At 63.5% G+C, this 18,696-nt stretch carries 18 protein-coding genes; 8 read left to right on the forward strand and 10 right to left on the reverse strand.

What is annotated here, in order from left to right:
* Nucleotides 1–73 precede the first annotated feature (73 nt).
* A complete protein-coding gene (locus L8F45_RS19050; RefSeq protein ID WP_342359438.1) occupies nucleotides 74–2,068 on the forward strand; it encodes an adenylate/guanylate cyclase domain-containing protein in 1,995 nt (664 codons plus the stop codon).
* A gap of 45 nt (nucleotides 2,069–2,113) precedes the next feature.
* Here L8F45_RS19050 and L8F45_RS19055 read toward each other — a convergent pair whose 3' ends face one another.
* The 5 genes from L8F45_RS19055 to L8F45_RS19075 form a co-directional block, all read right to left on the reverse strand.
* Nucleotides 2,114–3,076 carry a Bug family tripartite tricarboxylate transporter substrate binding protein gene (locus L8F45_RS19055; protein ID WP_342359439.1) on the reverse strand — a complete coding sequence of 321 codons (963 nt, stop codon included), beginning with the start codon at nucleotides 3,074–3,076 and terminating at the stop codon, nucleotides 2,114–2,116.
* Between the two features lie 48 nt (nucleotides 3,077–3,124).
* A complete protein-coding gene (locus L8F45_RS19060) occupies nucleotides 3,125–4,183 on the reverse strand; it encodes a tRNA-dihydrouridine synthase (protein ID WP_342359440.1) in 1,059 nt (352 codons plus the stop codon).
* An 82-nt stretch (nucleotides 4,184–4,265) separates the two neighbouring features.
* Nucleotides 4,266–5,051: a class II glutamine amidotransferase gene (locus L8F45_RS19065; protein ID WP_342359441.1), complete on the reverse strand. Its 786-nt coding sequence runs from the start codon at nucleotides 5,049–5,051 to the stop codon at nucleotides 4,266–4,268.
* A 63-nt stretch (nucleotides 5,052–5,114) separates the two neighbouring features.
* Nucleotides 5,115–5,627, reverse strand: a complete 513-nt coding sequence (locus L8F45_RS19070) for a hypothetical protein (RefSeq protein ID WP_342359442.1) — start codon at nucleotides 5,625–5,627, stop codon at nucleotides 5,115–5,117.
* 107 nt (nucleotides 5,628–5,734) lie between these two features.
* Nucleotides 5,735–6,469 (reverse strand): SDR family oxidoreductase, encoded by a 735-nt coding sequence (locus L8F45_RS19075; protein WP_342359443.1) that lies wholly within the window; start codon nucleotides 6,467–6,469, stop codon nucleotides 5,735–5,737.
* Nucleotides 6,470–6,549: 80 nt separating this feature from the next.
* Between L8F45_RS19075 and L8F45_RS19080 the strand changes: the two genes are divergently transcribed.
* Nucleotides 6,550–7,962, forward strand: coding sequence for a sodium:proton antiporter (locus tag L8F45_RS19080; RefSeq protein WP_425329938.1), 1,413 nt, complete (start codon nucleotides 6,550–6,552; stop codon nucleotides 7,960–7,962).
* Between the two features lie 6 nt (nucleotides 7,963–7,968).
* Here the strand turns inward: L8F45_RS19080 and L8F45_RS19085 are convergent, their stop codons facing one another.
* From L8F45_RS19085 to L8F45_RS19095, 3 genes are all read right to left on the reverse strand, one after another.
* Nucleotides 7,969–8,934 (reverse strand): isoaspartyl peptidase/L-asparaginase family protein, encoded by a 966-nt coding sequence (locus L8F45_RS19085; RefSeq protein WP_342359444.1) that lies wholly within the window; start codon nucleotides 8,932–8,934, stop codon nucleotides 7,969–7,971.
* Between the two features lie 63 nt (nucleotides 8,935–8,997).
* Complete coding sequence (locus tag L8F45_RS19090; protein ID WP_342359445.1) at nucleotides 8,998–10,590, reverse strand: ABC transporter substrate-binding protein; 1,593 nt, start codon at nucleotides 10,588–10,590, stop codon at nucleotides 8,998–9,000.
* Nucleotide 10,591: 1 nt separating this feature from the next.
* The gene (locus L8F45_RS19095; protein ID WP_342359446.1) at nucleotides 10,592–11,143 is read right to left on the reverse strand and encodes a MarR family winged helix-turn-helix transcriptional regulator; all 552 of its coding nucleotides are present in this window, start codon (nucleotides 11,141–11,143) and stop codon (nucleotides 10,592–10,594) included.
* A gap of 100 nt (nucleotides 11,144–11,243) precedes the next feature.
* On the opposite strand from L8F45_RS19095, the gene L8F45_RS19100 reads away from it, so the two are divergent.
* From L8F45_RS19100 to L8F45_RS19125, 6 genes are read left to right on the forward strand one after another with little or no spacing between them, the layout of a single operon-like run.
* Entirely contained in the window at nucleotides 11,244–11,945 is a 702-nt protein-coding gene (locus tag L8F45_RS19100) for a creatininase family protein (RefSeq protein WP_342359447.1), read from the forward strand.
* 28 nt (nucleotides 11,946–11,973) lie between these two features.
* Nucleotides 11,974–12,945 (forward strand): ABC transporter permease, encoded by a 972-nt coding sequence (locus L8F45_RS19105; RefSeq protein WP_342359448.1) that lies wholly within the window; start codon nucleotides 11,974–11,976, stop codon nucleotides 12,943–12,945.
* A complete protein-coding gene (locus L8F45_RS19110) occupies nucleotides 12,945–13,820 on the forward strand; it encodes an ABC transporter permease (protein WP_342359449.1) in 876 nt (291 codons plus the stop codon). The genes L8F45_RS19105 and L8F45_RS19110 overlap by 1 nt, the downstream gene beginning before the upstream one ends.
* Nucleotides 13,817–14,791 carry an ABC transporter ATP-binding protein gene (locus L8F45_RS19115; RefSeq protein WP_342359450.1) on the forward strand — a complete coding sequence of 325 codons (975 nt, stop codon included), beginning with the start codon at nucleotides 13,817–13,819 and terminating at the stop codon, nucleotides 14,789–14,791. Before L8F45_RS19110 ends, L8F45_RS19115 begins: the two co-directional genes overlap by 4 nt.
* Complete coding sequence (locus tag L8F45_RS19120; RefSeq protein WP_342359451.1) at nucleotides 14,788–15,792, forward strand: ABC transporter ATP-binding protein; 1,005 nt, start codon at nucleotides 14,788–14,790, stop codon at nucleotides 15,790–15,792. Before L8F45_RS19115 ends, L8F45_RS19120 begins: the two co-directional genes overlap by 4 nt.
* Nucleotides 15,793–15,849: 57 nt before the next feature.
* Entirely contained in the window at nucleotides 15,850–16,617 is a 768-nt protein-coding gene (locus L8F45_RS19125) for a glucose 1-dehydrogenase (RefSeq protein WP_342359452.1), read from the forward strand.
* A 248-nt stretch (nucleotides 16,618–16,865) separates the two neighbouring features.
* On the opposite strand, the gene L8F45_RS19130 is transcribed toward L8F45_RS19125, so the two are convergent.
* Together L8F45_RS19130 and L8F45_RS19135 are read right to left on the reverse strand one after the other, a co-directional pair.
* The gene (locus tag L8F45_RS19130; protein WP_425329939.1) at nucleotides 16,866–17,753 is read right to left on the reverse strand and encodes an ABC transporter permease; all 888 of its coding nucleotides are present in this window, start codon (nucleotides 17,751–17,753) and stop codon (nucleotides 16,866–16,868) included.
* On the reverse strand, nucleotides 17,750–18,691 hold the full coding sequence (locus L8F45_RS19135; RefSeq protein ID WP_342359453.1) for an ABC transporter permease: 942 nt from the start codon (nucleotides 18,689–18,691) through the stop codon (nucleotides 17,750–17,752). Before L8F45_RS19135 ends, L8F45_RS19130 begins: the two co-directional genes overlap by 4 nt.
* Nucleotides 18,692–18,696: the final 5 nt, after the last annotated feature.

Genomic DNA, 18,696 nt, shown 5'->3' on the forward strand with positions numbered 1-18,696 from the left:
TGCGCTAGCGCACATCGCTTCGAAGAATGGCTTCGTAGCGGCTCAGATGGGGGATCAGGGTTCCCGCGTTCATATGAAAAGAAAGATTGCGGCGATCCTCGCCGCCGATATCGCCGGCTATAGCCGCCTCGTCGCCGAGGACGAGGAGGAAACGCTCGCCCGCCTCGAATCCTGGCGGGCCGTTTTCGATGATTTCGTCAATCGCTCTGGCGGCCGCATCTTCAATACGGCCGGCGATTCGGTGCTGGCCGAATTCTCCAGCGCCGTCGACGCCACGCGCTGCGCCATCGACATCCAGGAATCGATGCGCACGCGCAATCTGGTCTTTCCGCAAAATCGCCGCATGGAGTTCCGGATCGGCATCACCATCGGCGACGTGGTCGAGCGCGATGGCGATCTCCTTGGCGACGGCGTCAATGTCGCGGCGCGCCTCGAGGGGCTCGCGGAGCCCGGCGGCATCTGTGTGTCGCGCGGCGTCTATGAGGCCGTCGCCAACAAGCTGTCCGTGCCCTTCCTCGATATCGGCCAGCAGGAGGTGAAAAACATCCCGCAGCCGGTGCACGCCTTCCGCGTCGAATGGCGCAATGGCGGCCGCAAGCCGCTGCGCCGGCAGCAGCCTTCGCTGCTGAAGCGCTGGAGCCACGCTTTCACCAGCGCAGCCGCGGCAACAGGCATCGCCGCGATCGCGGCCGGCGCCGGCTACTGGCTGATGAAACAGGCGCCCGAGCCGCCGATCGCGCTCGCGCCGGAGCGCCCCGCCGATCATGCGCTGACGACCCAACCTTCGACGGCCGCGCCACCTGTCGTCGTCGCCACGCCAACGCAACCACCGACACCGTCGCAACCACAGCCGCCCGCCGTTCCGGAGAAGCAGCCGCTTCCCACCGATTTCTCGGAAGCGCTCGCCGTGCTGCAGAAGCAGGGCGGCATCGTGCAGAACGCGTCGACCGCGCCCGAACTCTATCACAATGCGCGCAGCTACGAGATGCGCGGCGACGCGCTCGCGGCGCGGCAAGCCTATCTCGCTTTCGCGCGGCTCGACCTCAACCTTCTCGACCCGCTGATGCGCTTTGCCGCATTGCTGCGCGTGCAGGAAGGGCGCGCCGGCGCGCGCGAGGTGTTCGCTGCCCTCGCTGATCAAAACAGATCGCCCGCCTTCGCGCTCGTTCATGCGCTGCAGTTCGATGGACCTGAACGGACGCGCCGCCTGCAAACCTTCATCACGGCGAATCCGGATTTCGCGCCGGCGTCCGCGCTGCTCGCGGAGGATTATTCCGACAACCGCATCGGCGCTACGCAGACTATCGCCGACATGCGCAAGGAGCAGGATGCACTGCAGCGCTTCCTCGACAGCGACGGCGAAGGAAAGCTCCAGCCCTATTTCCTCGACCATTCGGTCGCGGGGGCGTGGCTCGATCGCGCGCGCAAGCGGCTCGCCGCGCTCGACACGTCGCTTGCGCACAGCATGCAGCAGCCGAACGTCAATTTCATGCGCCATAACACTGGCTGGAACGTGAATGTGCAGTTGCCCGAGGCGGCGTCGAGTTTCGCTTGGCGCATCGGCGATTCCGGCGATTTCCATATGACGGCGTCGACTGGCGCGATCGATCCGAGGACGGGAAGGCCCGCGCCCGTCACCTGGTTCGAGCTGCCGCCCGATATCGAGACGGCGACCCTCGAAGTGCGCTACGCCGACGCGTCAGGCCGTGTGAACGGGCCCTATCCGATCCAGTTCGAATGGCGCAAGGCGCTCGTCGACAGCCAGAAGCAGATCCTCCAACAGTTCACCTCGGCCTGGATTCAGTTCGCCAGGGACAGCGGCTCCGACACGCTCTACTTCACCCATCTCATCAGCTATCGCTGCGCGATCGCGAAAGCGGAGATCGGGTTCGACAATGAGGCGCCCAATCGCGCGCTGCCGATGCCGCCCTGCGACCGGCGCGATCCCAACAGCATTCCCTACAACGCAAAGACAACGTTCAACGCGCCGCCCGCCGCGAAATCAGCCTCGGTGCGACTGACGTATGTGGATGGCTCGACATCATCCGTCGCGACGTTCAAGCGGTGACGTGAGAGCGATCGCCCCGCGCAGTCGTGACGCCTGAAAGACCGATCAAAAGGAAATGTTGGCGCCCTTGATCACAGGCGCCCATTTCGCGATTTCAGCATCGACGAAAGCCTTGAGATCGCCGGGCGAGCCGCCCGCCGCCTGAAATCCGATGTCGGCGAAAAGCGCTTTTGCCTTGTCCGTCTTGAGATAATCGTTCGTCACGACGTTCAAGCGTTGCACGATGTCGGCCGGCGCTCCCTTCGGCGCGAGCAGCGCATACCAGACGGTCGCCTCGAAATCCGGCAACCCGGCTTCGCTGACCGTCGGCGTATCGGGCAGGCCCGGCCAACGGGTCGAACTCCCGATCGCCAGCGCGCGCAGCTTTCCGTCCTTGATCGTCGGGATATAGCCCGACATCGAATCCATGCCGACATCGATATGGCCGCCCAGCAGATCGGTCATGATCTGGGAGCTGCCGCGATATTGCGCCTGGTTCATTTTCACGCCGGCGCGATCCTGCAGCAGCAGGCCTGTGATGTGGCCAAGCGTGCCGTTGCCGGGATAGCCGGCGGAGAGCGTTTCGGGCTTGGCCTTCGCGGCGTCGATCAGATCGCGCAGCGATTTCACCTGACCCTCCATTTTCGCGACGATAATGACAGGCGATTTTCCGATGAGCGCGATCGGCGCGAAATCACTTTGCGGATCAAATCCGAGCGACTTGTACATCAGCTTGTTGGTGGCGGCGGGACCCGTCGTCGCGAGCAGAAGCGTGTAGCCGTCGGGAGCAGCTTTCGCGACCGCAAGCGCGCCGATATTGCCGCCGGCGCCGCCGCGATTGTCGATCACGACATTCTGTCCAATTTTTTCCGACAGATATTCCGCGAGGCTGCGGCCGATCACGTCTGATGTCGTGCCTGCGGCGAACGGAACGATCATCGTCACCGGCTTGGCCGGCCAGTTCTGCGCCCCGGCGCTTCCCGCCATCGAAAGAATAAGCGCGACGCCAAGAGCAAATCGTCTGTTCATTGTTAAATCTCCCGTTGCCGACGATTTGCTTCGGGAAAAAATCCGGCGTCAAGGCGCCGGGATGTGATTGCGCCAGACATCGTCGCGACGCGGCAACGCCTGAAAGCTGCTGCGCCGATCGGCGGCGCGGCCAATCAGCTCCTTCGCCGAAACGCCCTTGCGCGCGAGATAAGCGGAGAAAGTAGCGACCGCATCATCGAGCACCTGGAATCCGCGCAGCATCACGGGAGATGCGATTTCCACCGCGGAGGCGCCGGCGAGCATCATGCGCGCGACATCAAGGCCATCCTGCGCGCCATTCACTCCGATCAGCGCACGATCCGGCCCGAGCGCCGCGCGCGTGAGCGACAACCAATGACAGGTGATCGGAAGATTCCAGAAGCCGCCAATGCCAAGCGTCGTGCCGAGCATCGGTTCATGTGTTTCGATGTCCGGAACAAATCCGAGCAGGCGCCCCGCCATCACTACGGAATTGGCGCCGGCCTCGAACGCCGCGCGCGCAAGCTCGGGCACGCGCTCGCTCTGCCCGCTGATCTTCACCCAAAGCGGCAGCGAGACCGCTTCGCGCATCGTCGTCACGATGGTTGCGACGCGCGCCGGATCAAGCTCCGTGGCGACAGCGCCCTTGGCCGCCTGCGACGCATAGGGCGTGCCGATGTTGAATTCGAGAATCCGGACGCCGGCGTGCTCGACCTGGCGCGCCATGTCGACGGCGCGCGGAAGTTCTCCAAGGATAATGCTCGCGATCGCAAAGGAATCCATCTCGTTCGCTTCCCGATCGAGCCGCGCCGTCTGCTCGAGCCATGCGTCGAAAGACTGCGGCGTCATGCCTGAGCGACAGGCGATCGTCACATCGCGCGGCGCCGACGCATCCCACGGGACCGGGCGCCATGATGAATCGAGAGCGAGATATTCGGCGCGCTGAAGCTGATCTTTTGCCGCTTGCGACTCATTGTTCGATTTCACCACCACCGCGCCGACGCCCGAGCGCAGAGCCCGACGCACGCGCTCTTCGTCGATCAGATGCTCCGCCGCGCCGGCGATGATGGGGTTTTTCAGCGAGACGCCGCCGATGGCGGTTTCGAGCGTGAGAGCTGCGTGCGGCATATGTCGCCTCTGGAAACGAGCGGAATTGACGCTCGCATGCAGAGCACGGGCGCGCGGCTGTTTCCAGATCGTCCGCCGCGAATTACGCGGCGATCGCCTGCCAGAACAGCTCTTCGACCTTGACGCCGCCGCGCGTCACGGTGATGGCCGCGCCCTTCGGAATTTCGCGCCAGCAGGAACGATCCTCATCAAGAGGTTCCGACGCGATGATCGTCGCCTCGGGACGCTCGCAGAAATAGAGCGACGGTGGGCGGCGATCGCAGGCGGCGCGAAAGGCGGTGATCGTCTCGCCGTCAGTGATGGCGGCGTTGAAGCGCAGCGGCTCCCTCACGCCGGCGGCGGCCATGAGATCCTTCACGGTCGCGAGCACCGCGCGCGTCGCCTCGACAGGCGTTTCGCCGGCTTCGATGCGGGCGACAGTGAGCAGGAACACCAGTTCGGAGTCCGTCGTGCCTGCGCGCGAATCATAGAGCTCGTCCGGCAGCATCGCCTCGAGCTTGCGGCGGATGCGGCCATAGCCGCCGATCTGGCCGTTATGCATGAACATCCAGCGGCCGCTGGTGAAGGGGTGACAGTTGGCGCGCATGGTCGCCGTGCCGGTCGCGGCGCGGACATGGGCGAAGAAGACGGATGAGCGGACCTGCCGGCAGAGCGACAGGAGATTTTCATCCGACCAAGCGGGGCGCAGCTCGCGATAGACGCCGGGCTCCGCCCGCTCGCCATACCAGCCGAGGCCGAAGCCGTCGCCGTTGGTCGCGACCTTGGCCTCCTCGGCATGGAGCGACTGGTGGATCAGGGAATGGCGCGGGGCGCAGACCACGCTGTCCATGAACACGGGTTCGCCCCGATAGGCCAGAAACCGGCACATGAGTCAGATCCCCAATTCGAGCCGGCGAATTATCACATCCGGCCGTGAATGGGAGATTGACGATCAGGTGTTTTCAGCGGTGCAGGAGAACTCGACCTTGACGGTCTTCTTGCTGGCGCCAAGCCGGGCTTCGATCTCAAGCGGGGCGCAGGTGGCGGCGTCGACCATGAAGGCCTTGTAGGCGACGCCCTGCTCGTTGAAGCGGAAGCCGCCGAACACGCGCTGCTCCAGCTTCGGGCCGGCGCGATATTTCCTGGTGATGTTCACCTGGGCCATATGCCGCGCGATCTTGTCGTTAGACTGGCCATTCTTCGGGCCGGCGACTTCGAGCGTCACCAGCACGCCGCTCGCCGGCTCCGACACGCTCTCGCCGCGGACGACGTTCTCGAAAGGTTTTTCGGAATCGGCGATGTTTTCGGAGAAATGCGCCGTTTTCTCCAGGAAGAGTTGAACCTTCACATTCTTGATGGTGATGGGGCCGGTGAAGGCGCCGGTGGGAGCAGGCTGCTGCGCCATCGCCGACGATCCCGACAGGACCATCAGCGCCGCAATCGGCAAACTCAGCCACCCACGCATGAAATCACCCCTTCAGCCGCGCCATTATGACGGCGGCTCATGACCGATCTCTTACAAGGCTTCAATGATCGATCGGCGGACGGCGTGCGACAGCGCACATGAAATGGCTATTTCGCGCTGAGGCCGCCATCGATGATGAACTCGGAGCCGGTCACGAAGCTCGATTCGTCGCTGAGGAGATAGACGCAAAGCGACGCGACCTCCTTCGCCTCGCCGAAACGGCCGAGCGGAATGTCAGCCATCATCTTTGCCCGAGCGCGGTCTGGGTCGGACGTGCCTGCGATCATGGCGTCGACCATGGCGCTCTCGATGAAGGCCGGATGGACCGAATTGCAGCGCACCGGCGGCTTCATGCGCGCGCCATGCAGCGCCACCGACTTCGAGAGATGGCGAACGGCCGCCTTGGAGGAGTTGTAGGCCGCGAAATTCGCCGCCGCGACGATGCCGGCGATGGAGGACAGGTTCACGATCGAGCCGCCGCGCTCGCGCATCAGCGGCATCATGTATTTGCAGCCAAGGAAAACGCCATCGAGATTGACCGCATGGGTCGAGCGCCAATCGTCGAAGCTGAGCTCGTCGATCGAGCCAAGCCGGCCGATGCCCGCGCCGTTCACCAGCCCGTCGATCGCGCCATGCTGGCTCTCGATCCACTGGGCTGTCGCTTTCCACTCTTCCTCGACGGTCACGTCGAGCGCCAGCTCGACGCCGTGATGCAGATGGTCGCTGGACAGGGGAAGGCCCCCCTCGGCCTTGATCATCTCGACGAGCGCATGGCCGATCTTTCCGCCGGCGCCGGTCACATGAATGATCTTTCCGGCGAGTCGGCCCTTCTTTGTGGTCATTTCCTCAATCCCGCTTGGTCGATTGAATGGCGTCGTGCCATGAGGCAGTCGCCTCTTAACCTATCGCGCCCTTCCGCTCCATGAATATGGTCCGTCTCGCCCGCTTCCCCCTGCCCGTTCTCGCCCTGCTGGCGGCTTCGCCGGCAATGGCGGCGGAGCTCGACGGACGCAGCCTCGGTTTCGCCTGGTCGCTGCCCTTCATCGGCGTCCTGCTTTCGATCGCCCTGTTTCCGCTCTTCAGCCCGCATGTGTGGGAGCACCATCAAGGCAAGATCGCGGCGGGCTGGGCGACGCTCGTCATCCTTCCCATGATATTCGCGAAGGGGTTCGACGTCGCGGGGAACGCGCTGCTTCATACCGCGCTTCTTGAATATATTCCTTTTATCCTGCTGCTGCTCGCTTTGTTCACGACCGCGGGCGGCATCCTGATCGCCGGCAACATCCATGGCTCACCGGCCATGAACACGCTGCTGCTGCTGATCGGGGCGGCGCTCGCCTCCTTCATCGGCACGACGGGCGCTTCAATGGTGATGGTGCGGCCGGTGATCCGGGCGAACGACAATCGCAAGCACAATGTCCATGTGCTCGTCTTCTTCATCTTCCTTGTGTCGAACATCGGGGGATCGCTGACGCCGCTCGGCGATCCCCCGCTCTTCCTCGGCTTCCTGCGCGGCGTCGACTTCTTCTGGACAACCTCGCACCTCATCGGCGAGACGCTCTTCGTCGGCGGCCTCGTGCTCGCCGCGTTCTTCGCCATCGACACCTATTTCTACGCCAAGGAGGACGAGCTTCTGAAGCGCGATCCGACGCCCGATAAAAAAGTGCGTTTGCGCGGCCTCGTGAATGTCGCGCTGATCGGCGTCATCATCGCGGCCATTCTGTTCAGCGCTTCGGTCAAGCTTGGCGAATACAAATTCCTTGGCCTGACGCTGCGGATCGAGGACACGTTGCGGGACGCCATCTTCATCATCGTGACGCTGGTCTCGCTGAAAGCGACCGACGCGCATTATCGCGACGCCAACGGCTTCTCCTGGGGGCCGATCAAGGAGGTGGCGAAGTTGTTCGCCGGCATCTTCATCACCATCATTCCGGTTCTGGCGATGCTGAAGGCGGGGCGCGACGGCGCCTTCGCGCCGTTGGTATCGCTGGTGACGAATGCGGACGGAACGCCTAACAACGCCGCCTATTTCTGGCTCGCGGGCGCCCTCTCCTCATTCCTCGACAATGCGCCGACCTATCTCGTTTTCTTCGAGCTCGCCGGCGGCGATCCGGCGACGCTGATGACCAGGGGCGCGCTGACGCTGGCCGCGATCTCGGCCGGCGCGGTGTTCATGGGCGCGAACAGCTATATCGGCAATGCGCCGAACTTCATGGTCTATGCGATCGCGCGCGACGGCGGCGTGAAGATGCCGAGCTTCTTCGGCTACATGCTGTGGTCGGGATCGATCCTCATCCCGGCCTTCCTGATCGCGACCTTCGTTTTTTTCCGCTAAGGCGCGTCATCCTCCGGCGAGCGTCTCGACGAGCGCAAGATCATCATGAATGCCGATATGGAGCGCGCCCTCCGGCGTGACGAAGCCGCGATACATGCCGAGCGTGTTGTAAGGCACAACGGCGCGTCCCTGCGCATCGATGGCGCAAAGGCCGGCGCCATTCTCCCACTTCTTCATGTCGCCGAATACGACGCCATCCGTCGCCTCCTTGAGCGACTGGCCGCGATAAGCCATGCGCGACGCGATCTCGTGACCGGCGACAAGGCGGATGAAATATTCGCCGCGGCCCGTGCAGGACACCGCGCAAACGCCATCACGCGCATAGGTGCCGGCGCCAATCACTGAGGAATCGCTGACGCGCGCCACCGGCTTGTTGTTGAAACCGCCGGTCGACGTCGCCGCGGCGAGATGGCCGTTGCGGTCGAGCGCGACGGCGCCGATCGTGCCATGCTTCTCGCCTTCGCTCGCCTTATGCGCCGCGCCCTGGACTGCCAGCGCTTTCAACTTCTTCAACGCGTCGATGCGGCGTTGCGTGGTGAAATAGGAATTGGGAACCATCGCGAGGCCCGCGGCCTCCGCCCACGCGTCGGCGCCGTCGCCGGCCATGTTGACGATCTCGTTCGTCTCCATCACCGCGCGGGCGGCGCGAATGGGATTGCGGATGCGCTTGACACAGGACACGCCGCCGGCGCCGAGCGTCGCGCCATCCATGGTCGACGCGTCGAGTTCATGAAATCCGTCCGCATTCAGCGCAGCGCCGTGGCCGGCGTTAAAGGCCGGCGAATCCTCCATCACAACGACCGCCGCCTCGACGGCGTCGAGCGCGGATCCGCCACGCGCGAGCACCGCCCAGCCTTCGCGCAGCGAGCGCTGCAACGCGGCGCGCGCATCGGCCCATTCCGCGTCGGTCAATTCCGCGCGCTTCAGCGCGCCGCAGCCGCCATGAATGGCGAGGCCAATGGGATTCGTCATCACACTCTCCGAAACTGAAAGGCCGCCCCTTCCGGGGCGGCCCATTTTTCGACCAACCGGCTCTTATTTCGCCGGGGCGATGTCGTAGGCGAGCGTGTCCTCGTCGGCGCGCACGCGAAGCATCTTCACCTTGTCCTTCTGCATCGCCCAGGCCGACGACACCGAAGCGATCGGGATCGACGGGATTTCCTTCATGAAGAGACGGTTCGCGTCCTCAAGCAACGCGCGACGCTTGCCTTCGTCGAGTTCGACCGCCGCGTCCTGCAAAAGCTTGTCCATCGCCTCATTCTTGTAGCCGCGCCAGTTGAACGCGCCCATGCGGCGCTGCGGATCGTTGGAATGAGCGATCGAGGACAGCGTGTAATGCGCTTCGCCGGTCAACGTGCCCCAACCCGACATCACCATCGACAATTCGCCGCGCGTGCGCGCAGGGAACAGGGTTGCGCCGGGCTGGCCGTTCGCCGTCACATCGACGCCGATGCGCGCAAGCTGCTGCGCGATCGACGTGCCAACCGCGCGATCGCCCGGCAGGCGGTCATTGGTGAAGCTGAACGTCACCTTGAAGCCGTTGGGATAACCAGCGTCCGCCAGAAGTTTCTTCGCTTTCTCGATATCCGGCTTCGACTCCGGGATATCCTTGGCATAGCCAAAGATGTTCGGCGTCACGAGCTGCGTGACCGGCGTGCCCAACCCTTCCATCGCGATTTCGGCGAGCGCCTTGCGGTCAATGCCGAGATCAAAAGCCTGGCGCACGCGCAGATCGCGGAACGGGTTCGCCGGCAGCGGCGATCCATCCTTGGCCGTCACCTGTTTCGTCTGCTCGCGCAGATCGAACTCAATATTGAAGACATAGACCGACTGAACCTTCGAAATCGCGAGCTTGGGATCACGCTCGAGAACCGGAACGTCGGCCGCCGGCGCGCGCACGATCAGATCGACCTGGCCCGCCTTGAGCTGCGCGACGCGCGCGGCGTCGTTTGGAATCTCCTTGCGCACCACACGGGCCCAGGGCGACGGCCCCTGCCAGTAGTCAGGATTGCGCTCGAGAACAAACTCCTCCTTCGGAGTCCATTTGACGAACTTGAAGGGCCCGGTGCCGATCGCGGCCTTGCCGGAATTGAACACCTCGTTGGCGTTCTCGGGCGTCACGCCAGCGGCGGCCTTGTGGCTCACGATAAACAGACGAATGAAATCGTTCGGCAGCGTCGGCGCAGGACCATTCGTGATGACATGAATGGTCAAGGGATCGATGATCTTGGTTTCCTTCACCTGGCGCACATAGATGGATGTCGGATTCGGGCCTTTCAGCGCCGGAATGCGCTCGATCGAGAACTTCACGTCCTCGGCGGTGAAGTCGGAGCCATCATGGAATTTCACGCCCTTGCGCAGCTTGAACTCCCAGGTAGTCGGATCGATCGCCTTCCAGCTTTCGGCGAGACCCGGCTCGAGCTGAAGCTTGTCGCCGGACCAGACCAGCGTGTCATAGACATGCTTCATCGCCTCGGCGTGAGTGCCCGTGGCGGTGAAATGCGGATCCATCGAGTCCTGACCGGCGCGAATGCCTATTATCAGCGTCTGCGCCGACACGGCGCTCGTCATCAGCAAGGCGGCGGTCAACGCGCCCGCGCGTAAGAAGTTTCTCACATGCATCGTCATCTCAATTCTCCCCTGCGATCTCCGCCGGCCAATCGCCGGCCTTCAGAATAATCTTCGTCATGAGGCTTTCGAGCGTCGCCTGCTCGTCCGGCGTCAGCGCGTGCGCCATGAGCTGCTCGCGCGCCACGAGCCGCGGCACCGTGTCCTTGATGATCGCCTTGCCGCTGGCCGAAAGATAAAGGTGATAGCGGCGGCGATCTTCAGCGTTCTGCTCGCGGCGGATCAGCTTCTTGCGCAAGAGGCTGTTCACCGCGCGGCTCAACGTGTTCTTCGGCCGCGAAGACGAAGCGACGATGTCCTCCGCCGTGATGCCTTCGCGCAGGCCGAGCGCATAAAGCACGACATGTTCAGGCTGCGTCAGCCGGTGATTGCGCCAGATGAGCTGATAGATGGGATGATTGAAGTGATGGGCGATATAGTTGACGCGGAAGGACAGCCAGCAAGGATTGTCCCACAGCTTTGTCGCGACCATGCCGTTGAGTTCGGCCGGGAACGCGTCGCGTTCGCCTGATTGGGCGGCGTTGCGTCGCGAAGCCAGAACCACACGCGCCATGCGCACAGCCTTCCGATAGTTCCATTTGGAACTTGACGCGACGAATGGCGCCCGTCAAGATCAAAAAGTTCCAGATGGAACGATCTACGCCGGACCCGCGATGCGCATCGCCGACATGAACTGGATGCAGACGCAGGCCCAGGTCGCGAAAGACGACCGCTGCGTGATCCCGCTCGGCTCGACGGAGCAGCACGCACATTTGAGCCTCAGCGTTGACGCGATCCTCTCCTCGCGCGTCGCGGAAGAGGCGGCCGAACCGCTTGCCGTTCCGGTGTTTCCCGTCGTGAATTACGGGCTCGCCATCTCCTTCGCTGATTTTCCCGGCACGATCGCGCTTCGCCTCTCCACGCTCGCGGCGATCGTCGAAGACCTGCTCGACAGCGTCCATCGCGCAGGCTTCCGCCGCATTGTGTTCGTCAACGGCCATGGCGGCAACATTCCCGTCAACGCCGCCGCGCAGGAATGGCTCCATCGCCATCGTGGCGCACAGGTGAAATGGCATGACTGGTGGAACGCACCGAAAACCATGGCGAAGGTGAAAGAGATCGATCCCATCGCCTCGCACGCCTCATGGATGGAGAATTTTCCCTGGACGCGGCTGCCAGGCGTGCAACAGCCGCCAGAGCGCAAGCCGATGATCGATGTCTCCATGCTGCGCCAACTCGATCCCGCCGCGAAGAAGGCGCTGCTCGGCGACGGCAACTACGGCGGCTACTATCAGCGTCCTGACGAGGACATGCTGGCGATCTGGGCCGTCGCGGTTGAAGAAACGCGCGAGATCATCCGGGACAACTGGGCGTGAACGTTTCGCGCTCCCGACGTCAGACGCCATGACGGGTTTCGTTATCCAGCGCCTTCTGCAGGCCTGCCTCGTGATGCTTGTGATGTCGGCGCTGGTTTTTATCGGCGTTTACGCCATCGGCAATCCGATCGATGTGCTGATCTCGCCGGACGCCGACCAGCGCACGCGCGCCGAGGTGATTGCGCGCTTCGGTCTCGACCGACCGCTGTGGGAGCAATATTTCGGCTTTCTCACCCGGCTGCTCCATGGCGATATGGGCAAATCCTTCGTCTTCGGCATGCCGGTCCTCGATCTCATTCTCTCGCGACTGCCGGCAACGCTTGAATTGACTCTCGCCGCGGTGATCGGCGCGACGCTGATCGGCGTGCCGCTCGGCATGTATGCAGGCTACAGGCCGGAAAGCCCACTGTCGAAAGCGATCATGGCCGTCTCGATCCTCGGCTTTTCCGTGCCGACATTCTGGGTCGGCATTCTCCTGATCTTCGGCTTCGCCGTGCAGCTTGGCGTGCTGCCCGCCGGCGGCCGCGGCGAGACCGTCTCGGTCTTTGGCGTCGAATGGAGCTTTCTCACACTCGACGGGCTGAAACATCTCTTCTTGCCCGCACTCAATCTCTCGCTGTTCAAATTCGCCATGATGGTGCGCCTGTCGCGCGCGGGAACGCGCGAGATCATGCTGACCGACACGGTGAAATTCGCGCGCGCCGCCGGGCTCTCGGAAGCCGCGATTCTTGGCCGCCATGTGCTGAAGCTGATCTCGATCCCGATCGTCACCGTGTTCGGGCTCGAACTCGGCTCGACAATGGCTTTCGCGGTCGTCACCGAGACGATCTTCACCTGGCCCGGCGTCGGCAAGCTGATCATCGACTCGATCTCGACGCTCGATCGGCCTGTGATGGTCGCCTATCTCGTGCTGGTCGCTTTCCTCTTCATCGTCATCAACCTCTCGGTCGATCTCGTTTATGCGGCGCTCGATCCGCGCCTGCGCAAGGCGAGGGCGTGATGGAGCTTGTCGGCCTGCGCGCGTTCTGGCGCGACTTCCGCGAAAGTCGCATCGCGACCGCGGCGCTGATCGTCGTCGCACTGATCCTGCTGCTCGCGATTCTCGCGCCTTATTTCACGCCGCAAAATCCTTATGACATCGCCAAACTCGATCTCTCGGACGCGCGGCGGCCGCCGGGCTTCGTCGGCTCCGGAGGCTATGCGCACTGGCTCGGCACCGACGCGCAGGGCCGCGATCTCTGGTCGGCCATTCTCTATGGCCTGCGCATCTCGCTGCAGATGGGGCTCATCGCCGGCGCAGTGGCGCTAAGCTGCGGCGCGACGCTTGGCGTGCTCGCGGCCTATCTCGGCGGTCGGGCGGAAGCCTTCATCATGCGGATCATTGATCTGCAACTTTCCTTCCCCGCGATCCTGCTCGCGCTCGTGCTTTCCGCCCTGCTCGGGCAAGGCAAGACGCAGCTCATCATCGCACTCGTCACCGCGCAGTACGCCTATTTCGCGCGCACCGCTCATGGCGCCGCGACAGCCGAACGCAGCAAGGATTATGTCGAAGCCGCGCTGTCGACGCCGATGCCGACCTACGCCGTGGTGTTCCGCCACATCCTGCCGAACTGCCTGCCGCCGCTGATCGTCGTCGCGACCGTGCAGATCGCCAATGCGATCTCGCTCGAGGCCACCCTGTCCTTTCTCGGCCTAGGCCTGCCGGCGACGGAGCCGTCGCTCGGCATGCTGATCTCGAACGGCTTTCAATACATGCTGTCCGGCCGCTACTGGATATCGATCTATCCCGGCGTCGCGTTGATTATCCTCATCGTCGCGATCAATCTCGTCGGCGATCAGATCCGCGACCAGCTCAATCCGAGGCTGAGACGATGAGCGCGCCGGTTCTGGAGGTCAGCGATCTCGCAACGCATTTCTTTACGCGCGCTGGCGTCGCGAAAGCGGTCGATGGCGTCTCGTTTGAACTCGCGCGTGGGGAAACGCTCGGGCTCGTGGGCGAATCCGGATCAGGCAAGAGCGTCACCGGCTTTTCCCTGCTCGGGCTCATCGATCCGCCCGGACGCGTCGTGCATGGCTCGGTGAGACTGCGCGGCGAAGAACTCGTGGGCATGCCGATCGAAGCGTTGCGGCGCCTGCGCGGCAAGCGCATCGCGATGATCTTTCAGGACCCCATGATGACGCTGAACCCGGTGCTCAGCATCGCCCGGCAGATGACGCTCGCCGTCAATGCGCATGACAAGATTTCGCACGTGGAAGCGCGCCAACGCGCCATCGCGGCGCTGACGCGCGTCGGCATTCCCGACGCGGCGCGGCGCATCGACGACTATCCCCACCAATTCTCCGGCGGCATGCGCCAGCGCGTCGCGATCGCCATCGCGCTTCTGCACGACCCCGACGTCATCGTGGCGGACGAGCCGACGACGGCGCTCGACGTCTCGATTCAGGCGCAGATTCTGGCGGAGATGCGCGGCCTCGTGCGCGAAACCGGGGCCGCGCTGATCTGGATCAGCCATGATCTCGCGACCGTCTCATCGCTCGCCGACCGCATCGCTGTGATGTACGCCGGCCGCCTGGTCGAGGAAGGCCCGACCGCGCGCGTGCTGCGCGACCCGCGGCATCCCTACACGCGCGGTTTGATCGATGCGCTGCCGTCGCGCACCGAACCGGGCCGCGACCTGCCACAGATTCCGGGGTCGACGCCATCGCTGTTGCGTCTTCCGCAAGGCTGTCCTTTCGCGCCGCGCTGCTCACACGCCGACGATCTCTGCAAAACCGATCCGCCGCGCATGGTTGAAGATTTGCGCGCCTATCGTTGCCATCATCCTTTCATGGAGCGCGCGGCATGAGCGCGTTCCTGAAGGTCGAGAATGTCTCCAAGACTTTCGCGCCGCGACTGTCGCTAGGCGAGCGCGTCGCAGCCGCGCTCGGCGGCGCGGTCGAAACGCGCGCCGTTCATGCGGTCGATCGCGTGTCCTTCGAGATCGCGCGCGGCGAGACGCTGGGGCTCGTCGGCGAATCGGGTTGCGGCAAATCGACATTGGGCCGCGTCGTCGCCGGCATCCACGAGCCGACATCGGGACGCATCACGCTTGACGGCGCGCCAGTGATGAGCGGCGGGCGGAAGCTGACGACGCGCGTGCAGACCGTCTTTCAGGATCCGTTCTCGTCGCTCAATCCGCGCATCCGCATCGGCGACATCATCGCGGAGGGACCGATCGCGCATGGGCTGACGACAAAGGCGAACGCCGTCGCCTATGCGCGCGACTGGCTGGGCACGGTCGGCCTTGATCCTGATTTCGTCTCACGCTTTCCGCATCAATTTTCCGGCGGCCAGAGGCAGCGCGTCGCGATCGCGCGCGCGCTTGCGATGAAGCCCGATCTTCTCGTTTGCGACGAACCCGTCGCATCGCTCGACGTGTCGATCCAGGCGCAGATCATCAATCTCTTCCTGCGTCTGCGTCGTGAACTCAATCTCACCATGCTGTTCATCAGCCACGACATCGGCGTGGTGCGTCATCTCTGCGACCGGATCGCGATCATGTATCTCGGCCGCATCGTCGAGATCGGCACGGCGGCTGAGGTGCATGAAGCGCCGCAGCATCCCTATTCGCAGGCGCTGCTCGATTCCGTGCCGAAACTGGTGATCCAGGACGGCGCGATCGTTGAGTTCAAGCCGATCGCCGGCGAACTGCCCTCGCCGCTCTCGCCGCCGAAGGGTTGCCATTTCCATGCGCGATGCCCCCATACGATGTCGATATGCCGAACGACGGCGCCGGATTTGCGCGCCGCGCCGTCCGGCGCGCTGGCCGCCTGCCATCTGATCGAGAAAGCTGCGGCCGCGGCCTGAATCCGCATTCCCTTTCCCTGCCCAGTTCGTTTAGAAGCGCCCGCAGGGAGACCTTCGATGTCGATGGAACTGTTCAATCTCGCGGGGAAGATCGCGCTCGTCACCGGATCGAGCCAGGGGATCGGCTATTCGATCGCCAAGGGCCTCGCGCAAGCCGGCGCGCATGTGGTGCTCAATGGCCGCGACCCCGAAAAGCTCGGCAAGGCGCGCGACGAACTGCTCGCGCTCGGCCTCGTCTGCCATATCTCCGCATTCGATGTGACTGATGCGAGCGAAGTCTCCGCGGCCGTGCAGGTGATTGAAGAGAAGGTCGGGCCGATCGATATTCTCGTGAACAACGCCGGCATGCAGAAGCGCGGCCCGTTCGTCGATTACGATCATGCTGACTGGGACAGAATGATTGCAACCAATCTGTCATCCGTTTTCTATGCGGCGCAGGCTGTCGCGAAGCGAATGACCGAGCGCGGCCGCGGCAAGATCATCAATATCGGCTCCGTGATGAGCGAGCTCGGCCGCCCAACGATCATTCCCTACACCGCAACGAAGGGCGCAGTGAAGATGATGACGCGCGGCATGGCCGCCGAGCTCGGCAAGCACAACATTCAGGTCAACGCGATCGGCCCCGGCTATTTCACGACTGAGCTCAACAAGGCGCTGATCGAGAATGAAGAGTTCAACAGCTGGGTGAAGAACCGCACGCCGGCCGGCCGCTGGGGCGACACCGACGAGTTGATCGGCGCCGCCGTGTTCCTCGCATCAAAGGCGTCGGACTATGTCAACGGCCATCTGCTGATGGTCGATGGCGGACTGACCAGCGTCGTGTGAAGCGCACCCGCAACGATGGAGCGATTTCGCAAATAGCGAAGCGAAACACTCTCTCCGTCCCCGGAACGGTGAAGTGAGGCGAAGCCGAGCGGAACCGTGTCCGGGGTCCAGCGCAAGACATCGCGCCGAAGGCGCGACGATATTATCGCCAAAGATGTGCTCGCTGCGCTCGCAACTTCTTCGCTAGGCGCCGGACTTCATTTCGCTCGCTGACGCTTGCTCCATGAATCCGGGGACGAAACGGGCCTCTACTTCGCGCGTGGATCGAGCGCGTCGCGCAGGCCGTCGCCAAGAAGATTGAACGACAGCACCGTGATGAAGATGGCGACGCCGGGAAAGATCGCCATCCATGGCGCATTCGAGAGAAAGCGCTGCGCCACGTTGAGCATGCTGCCCCAGGATGGCGCCGGCGGTTGCTGACCAAGGCCGAGGAATGACAGCGCCGCCTCTGCGATGATCGCGGTCGCGATGGTGATCGTCGCCTGCACGATGAGTTGCGGCATGATGTTCGGCAGGATATGGCGGACCGCGATGCGCAAGCTCGAATTGCCGACTGCACGCGCCGCCTCGACATAATCCTCGACCTTCACGGACAGCACCTGCCCGCGCGTCAACCGCACGAAGATCGGCGTCGCGGTGACGCCGATGGCAATCATCGCATTGGTGAGACTCGGCCCCAGAAACGCAGCGAGCGCTATCGCAAGAATGAGGAATGGGCAGGCCAGCATTGCATCGGCGATGCGGCTGATGATGGCGTCGACCCAGCCGCCGAGATAGCCAGCGGCAAGACCCAACGGTGCGCCAAGCCCCAGCGCGATGCAGACGGAAATCACGCCCGCCATCAAAGAAGCGCGCGCGCCGAAAATCACGCGCGAGAAGAGATCGCGGCCGACTTCATCGGTTCCAAACCAGTAGATCGCCGACGGCGCCTTGCGCACCGCGCTCCAGCTCTGCTTGGCGGGATCGAAGGGCGCGATCCAGGGCGCAAAAACCGCGAGCGCGAGGATCACGAGAAGAATGACGAGCGCGACCATGGCGCCCTTGCGCCGGCGCAGCCTGATCCAGGCGCGCCGCATCGGACTGTCCGGCGTCTGCACGGGCGGAGCTGAAATGACGGCGTCAGCGGCGAGAGTCATTGCCGGAGCCTTGGATTGACAAGGATGTAGCCGATATCGGCCAACAGATTGAGCAGGATGTAGGTCGTGGCCGTGACCAGCACGACGCCCTGCACGACGGCGTAATCCCGGTTGAAGACTGCGTCGACAATCAGCTTGCCGAAGCCCGGAATCGTGAAGATCTGTTCGGTGAGCACCGCGCCAGACAAGAGCGTGCCGAATTCAAGCGCGCCCAGCGTGATCACGGGCGTCAACGCGTTGCGCATGGCGTGCTTGATCACGACGGTCTGCTCGAACAAGCCTTTCGCGCGCGCCGTGCGGACATAATCGCTGTCGAGCGCCTGCAGCATCGCCGCGCGCGTATGTCGCATCAGCACGCCGGCGAGCGCGTTCCCTAAAACAAAGGCCGGCATGATCGTCGTCTTGAGCGACATCCCCAAATCCTCGAACGGGCTGACATAGCCTGACGCCGGCAGCCAACCGAGTTGCACCGAGAAGAAAAGGATCAGCATGATCCCGAGCCAGAAATTCGGCGTCGAGATGCCCCAGAGCGACACCACATTGACGAGATAGTCGACCCAGGAATCGCGCTTCACCGCGGAGATCACGCCGGCGGTGACGCCGATCACCAGCGCGATAATGATCGCCATGGTCGCGAGCTGCAGCGTCACCGGCAGCTTCTGCAGCACGAGCTCGGACACCGGCATCTTGAGCCGTATGGATTCGCCGAGATCGCCGACCAACACGCCCTTGATCCAGAAGAGATACTGGATGGGGAGCGGCTGATCGAGTCGATATTGCCGGCGAATCTGCGCGATCACTTCGGGGTCGCGATCCTCGCCGGCCATGACGAGCGCGGGATCGCCCGGCAGCAACTGCTGCAGCAGAAAAATGAGCACCGACACGCAGAACACCGTCGGCAACAGCTGCAACAACCTCCGGGCGAGAAGCGACGCCATACTCG

It is taken from the genome of Terrirubrum flagellatum (genome assembly GCF_022059845.1).
Classification (GTDB): Bacteria; Pseudomonadota; Alphaproteobacteria; order Rhizobiales; family Beijerinckiaceae; genus Terrirubrum; species Terrirubrum flagellatum.

What these genes read in the sequence shown, in the direction of transcription:
- L8F45_RS19080 (WP_425329938.1), top strand. Translation starts at nt 6,550, where the DNA reads ATGAATATGGTCCGTCTCGCCCGCTTCCCCCTGCCCGTTCTCGCCCTG.
- L8F45_RS19055 (WP_342359439.1), bottom strand. Translation starts at nt 3,076, where the DNA reads ATGAACAGACGATTTGCTCTTGGCGTCGCGCTTATTCTTTCGATGGCG.
- L8F45_RS19125 (WP_342359452.1), top strand. Translation starts at nt 15,850, where the DNA reads ATGTCGATGGAACTGTTCAATCTCGCGGGGAAGATCGCGCTCGTCACC.
- L8F45_RS19090 (WP_342359445.1), bottom strand. Translation starts at nt 10,590, where the DNA reads ATGACGATGCATGTGAGAAACTTCTTACGCGCGGGCGCGTTGACCGCC.
- L8F45_RS19120 (WP_342359451.1), top strand. Translation starts at nt 14,788, where the DNA reads ATGAGCGCGTTCCTGAAGGTCGAGAATGTCTCCAAGACTTTCGCGCCG.
- L8F45_RS19135 (WP_342359453.1), bottom strand. Translation starts at nt 18,691, where the DNA reads ATGGCGTCGCTTCTCGCCCGGAGGTTGTTGCAGCTGTTGCCGACGGTG.
- L8F45_RS19100 (WP_342359447.1), top strand. Translation starts at nt 11,244, where the DNA reads ATGCGCATCGCCGACATGAACTGGATGCAGACGCAGGCCCAGGTCGCG.
- L8F45_RS19075 (WP_342359443.1), bottom strand. Translation starts at nt 6,469, where the DNA reads ATGACCACAAAGAAGGGCCGACTCGCCGGAAAGATCATTCATGTGACC.
- L8F45_RS19110 (WP_342359449.1), top strand. Translation starts at nt 12,945, where the DNA reads ATGGAGCTTGTCGGCCTGCGCGCGTTCTGGCGCGACTTCCGCGAAAGT.
- L8F45_RS19095 (WP_342359446.1), bottom strand. Translation starts at nt 11,143, where the DNA reads ATGGCGCGTGTGGTTCTGGCTTCGCGACGCAACGCCGCCCAATCAGGC.
- L8F45_RS19070 (WP_342359442.1), bottom strand. Translation starts at nt 5,627, where the DNA reads ATGCGTGGGTGGCTGAGTTTGCCGATTGCGGCGCTGATGGTCCTGTCG.
- L8F45_RS19085 (WP_342359444.1), bottom strand. Translation starts at nt 8,934, where the DNA reads ATGACGAATCCCATTGGCCTCGCCATTCATGGCGGCTGCGGCGCGCTG.
- L8F45_RS19130 (WP_425329939.1), bottom strand. Translation starts at nt 17,753, where the DNA reads ATGACTCTCGCCGCTGACGCCGTCATTTCAGCTCCGCCCGTGCAGACG.
- L8F45_RS19065 (WP_342359441.1), bottom strand. Translation starts at nt 5,051, where the DNA reads ATGTGCCGGTTTCTGGCCTATCGGGGCGAACCCGTGTTCATGGACAGC.
- L8F45_RS19060 (WP_342359440.1), bottom strand. Translation starts at nt 4,183, where the DNA reads ATGCCGCACGCAGCTCTCACGCTCGAAACCGCCATCGGCGGCGTCTCG.
- L8F45_RS19115 (WP_342359450.1), top strand. Translation starts at nt 13,817, where the DNA reads ATGAGCGCGCCGGTTCTGGAGGTCAGCGATCTCGCAACGCATTTCTTT.
- L8F45_RS19105 (WP_342359448.1), top strand. Translation starts at nt 11,974, where the DNA reads ATGACGGGTTTCGTTATCCAGCGCCTTCTGCAGGCCTGCCTCGTGATG.
- L8F45_RS19050 (WP_342359438.1), top strand. Translation starts at nt 74, where the DNA reads ATGAAAAGAAAGATTGCGGCGATCCTCGCCGCCGATATCGCCGGCTAT.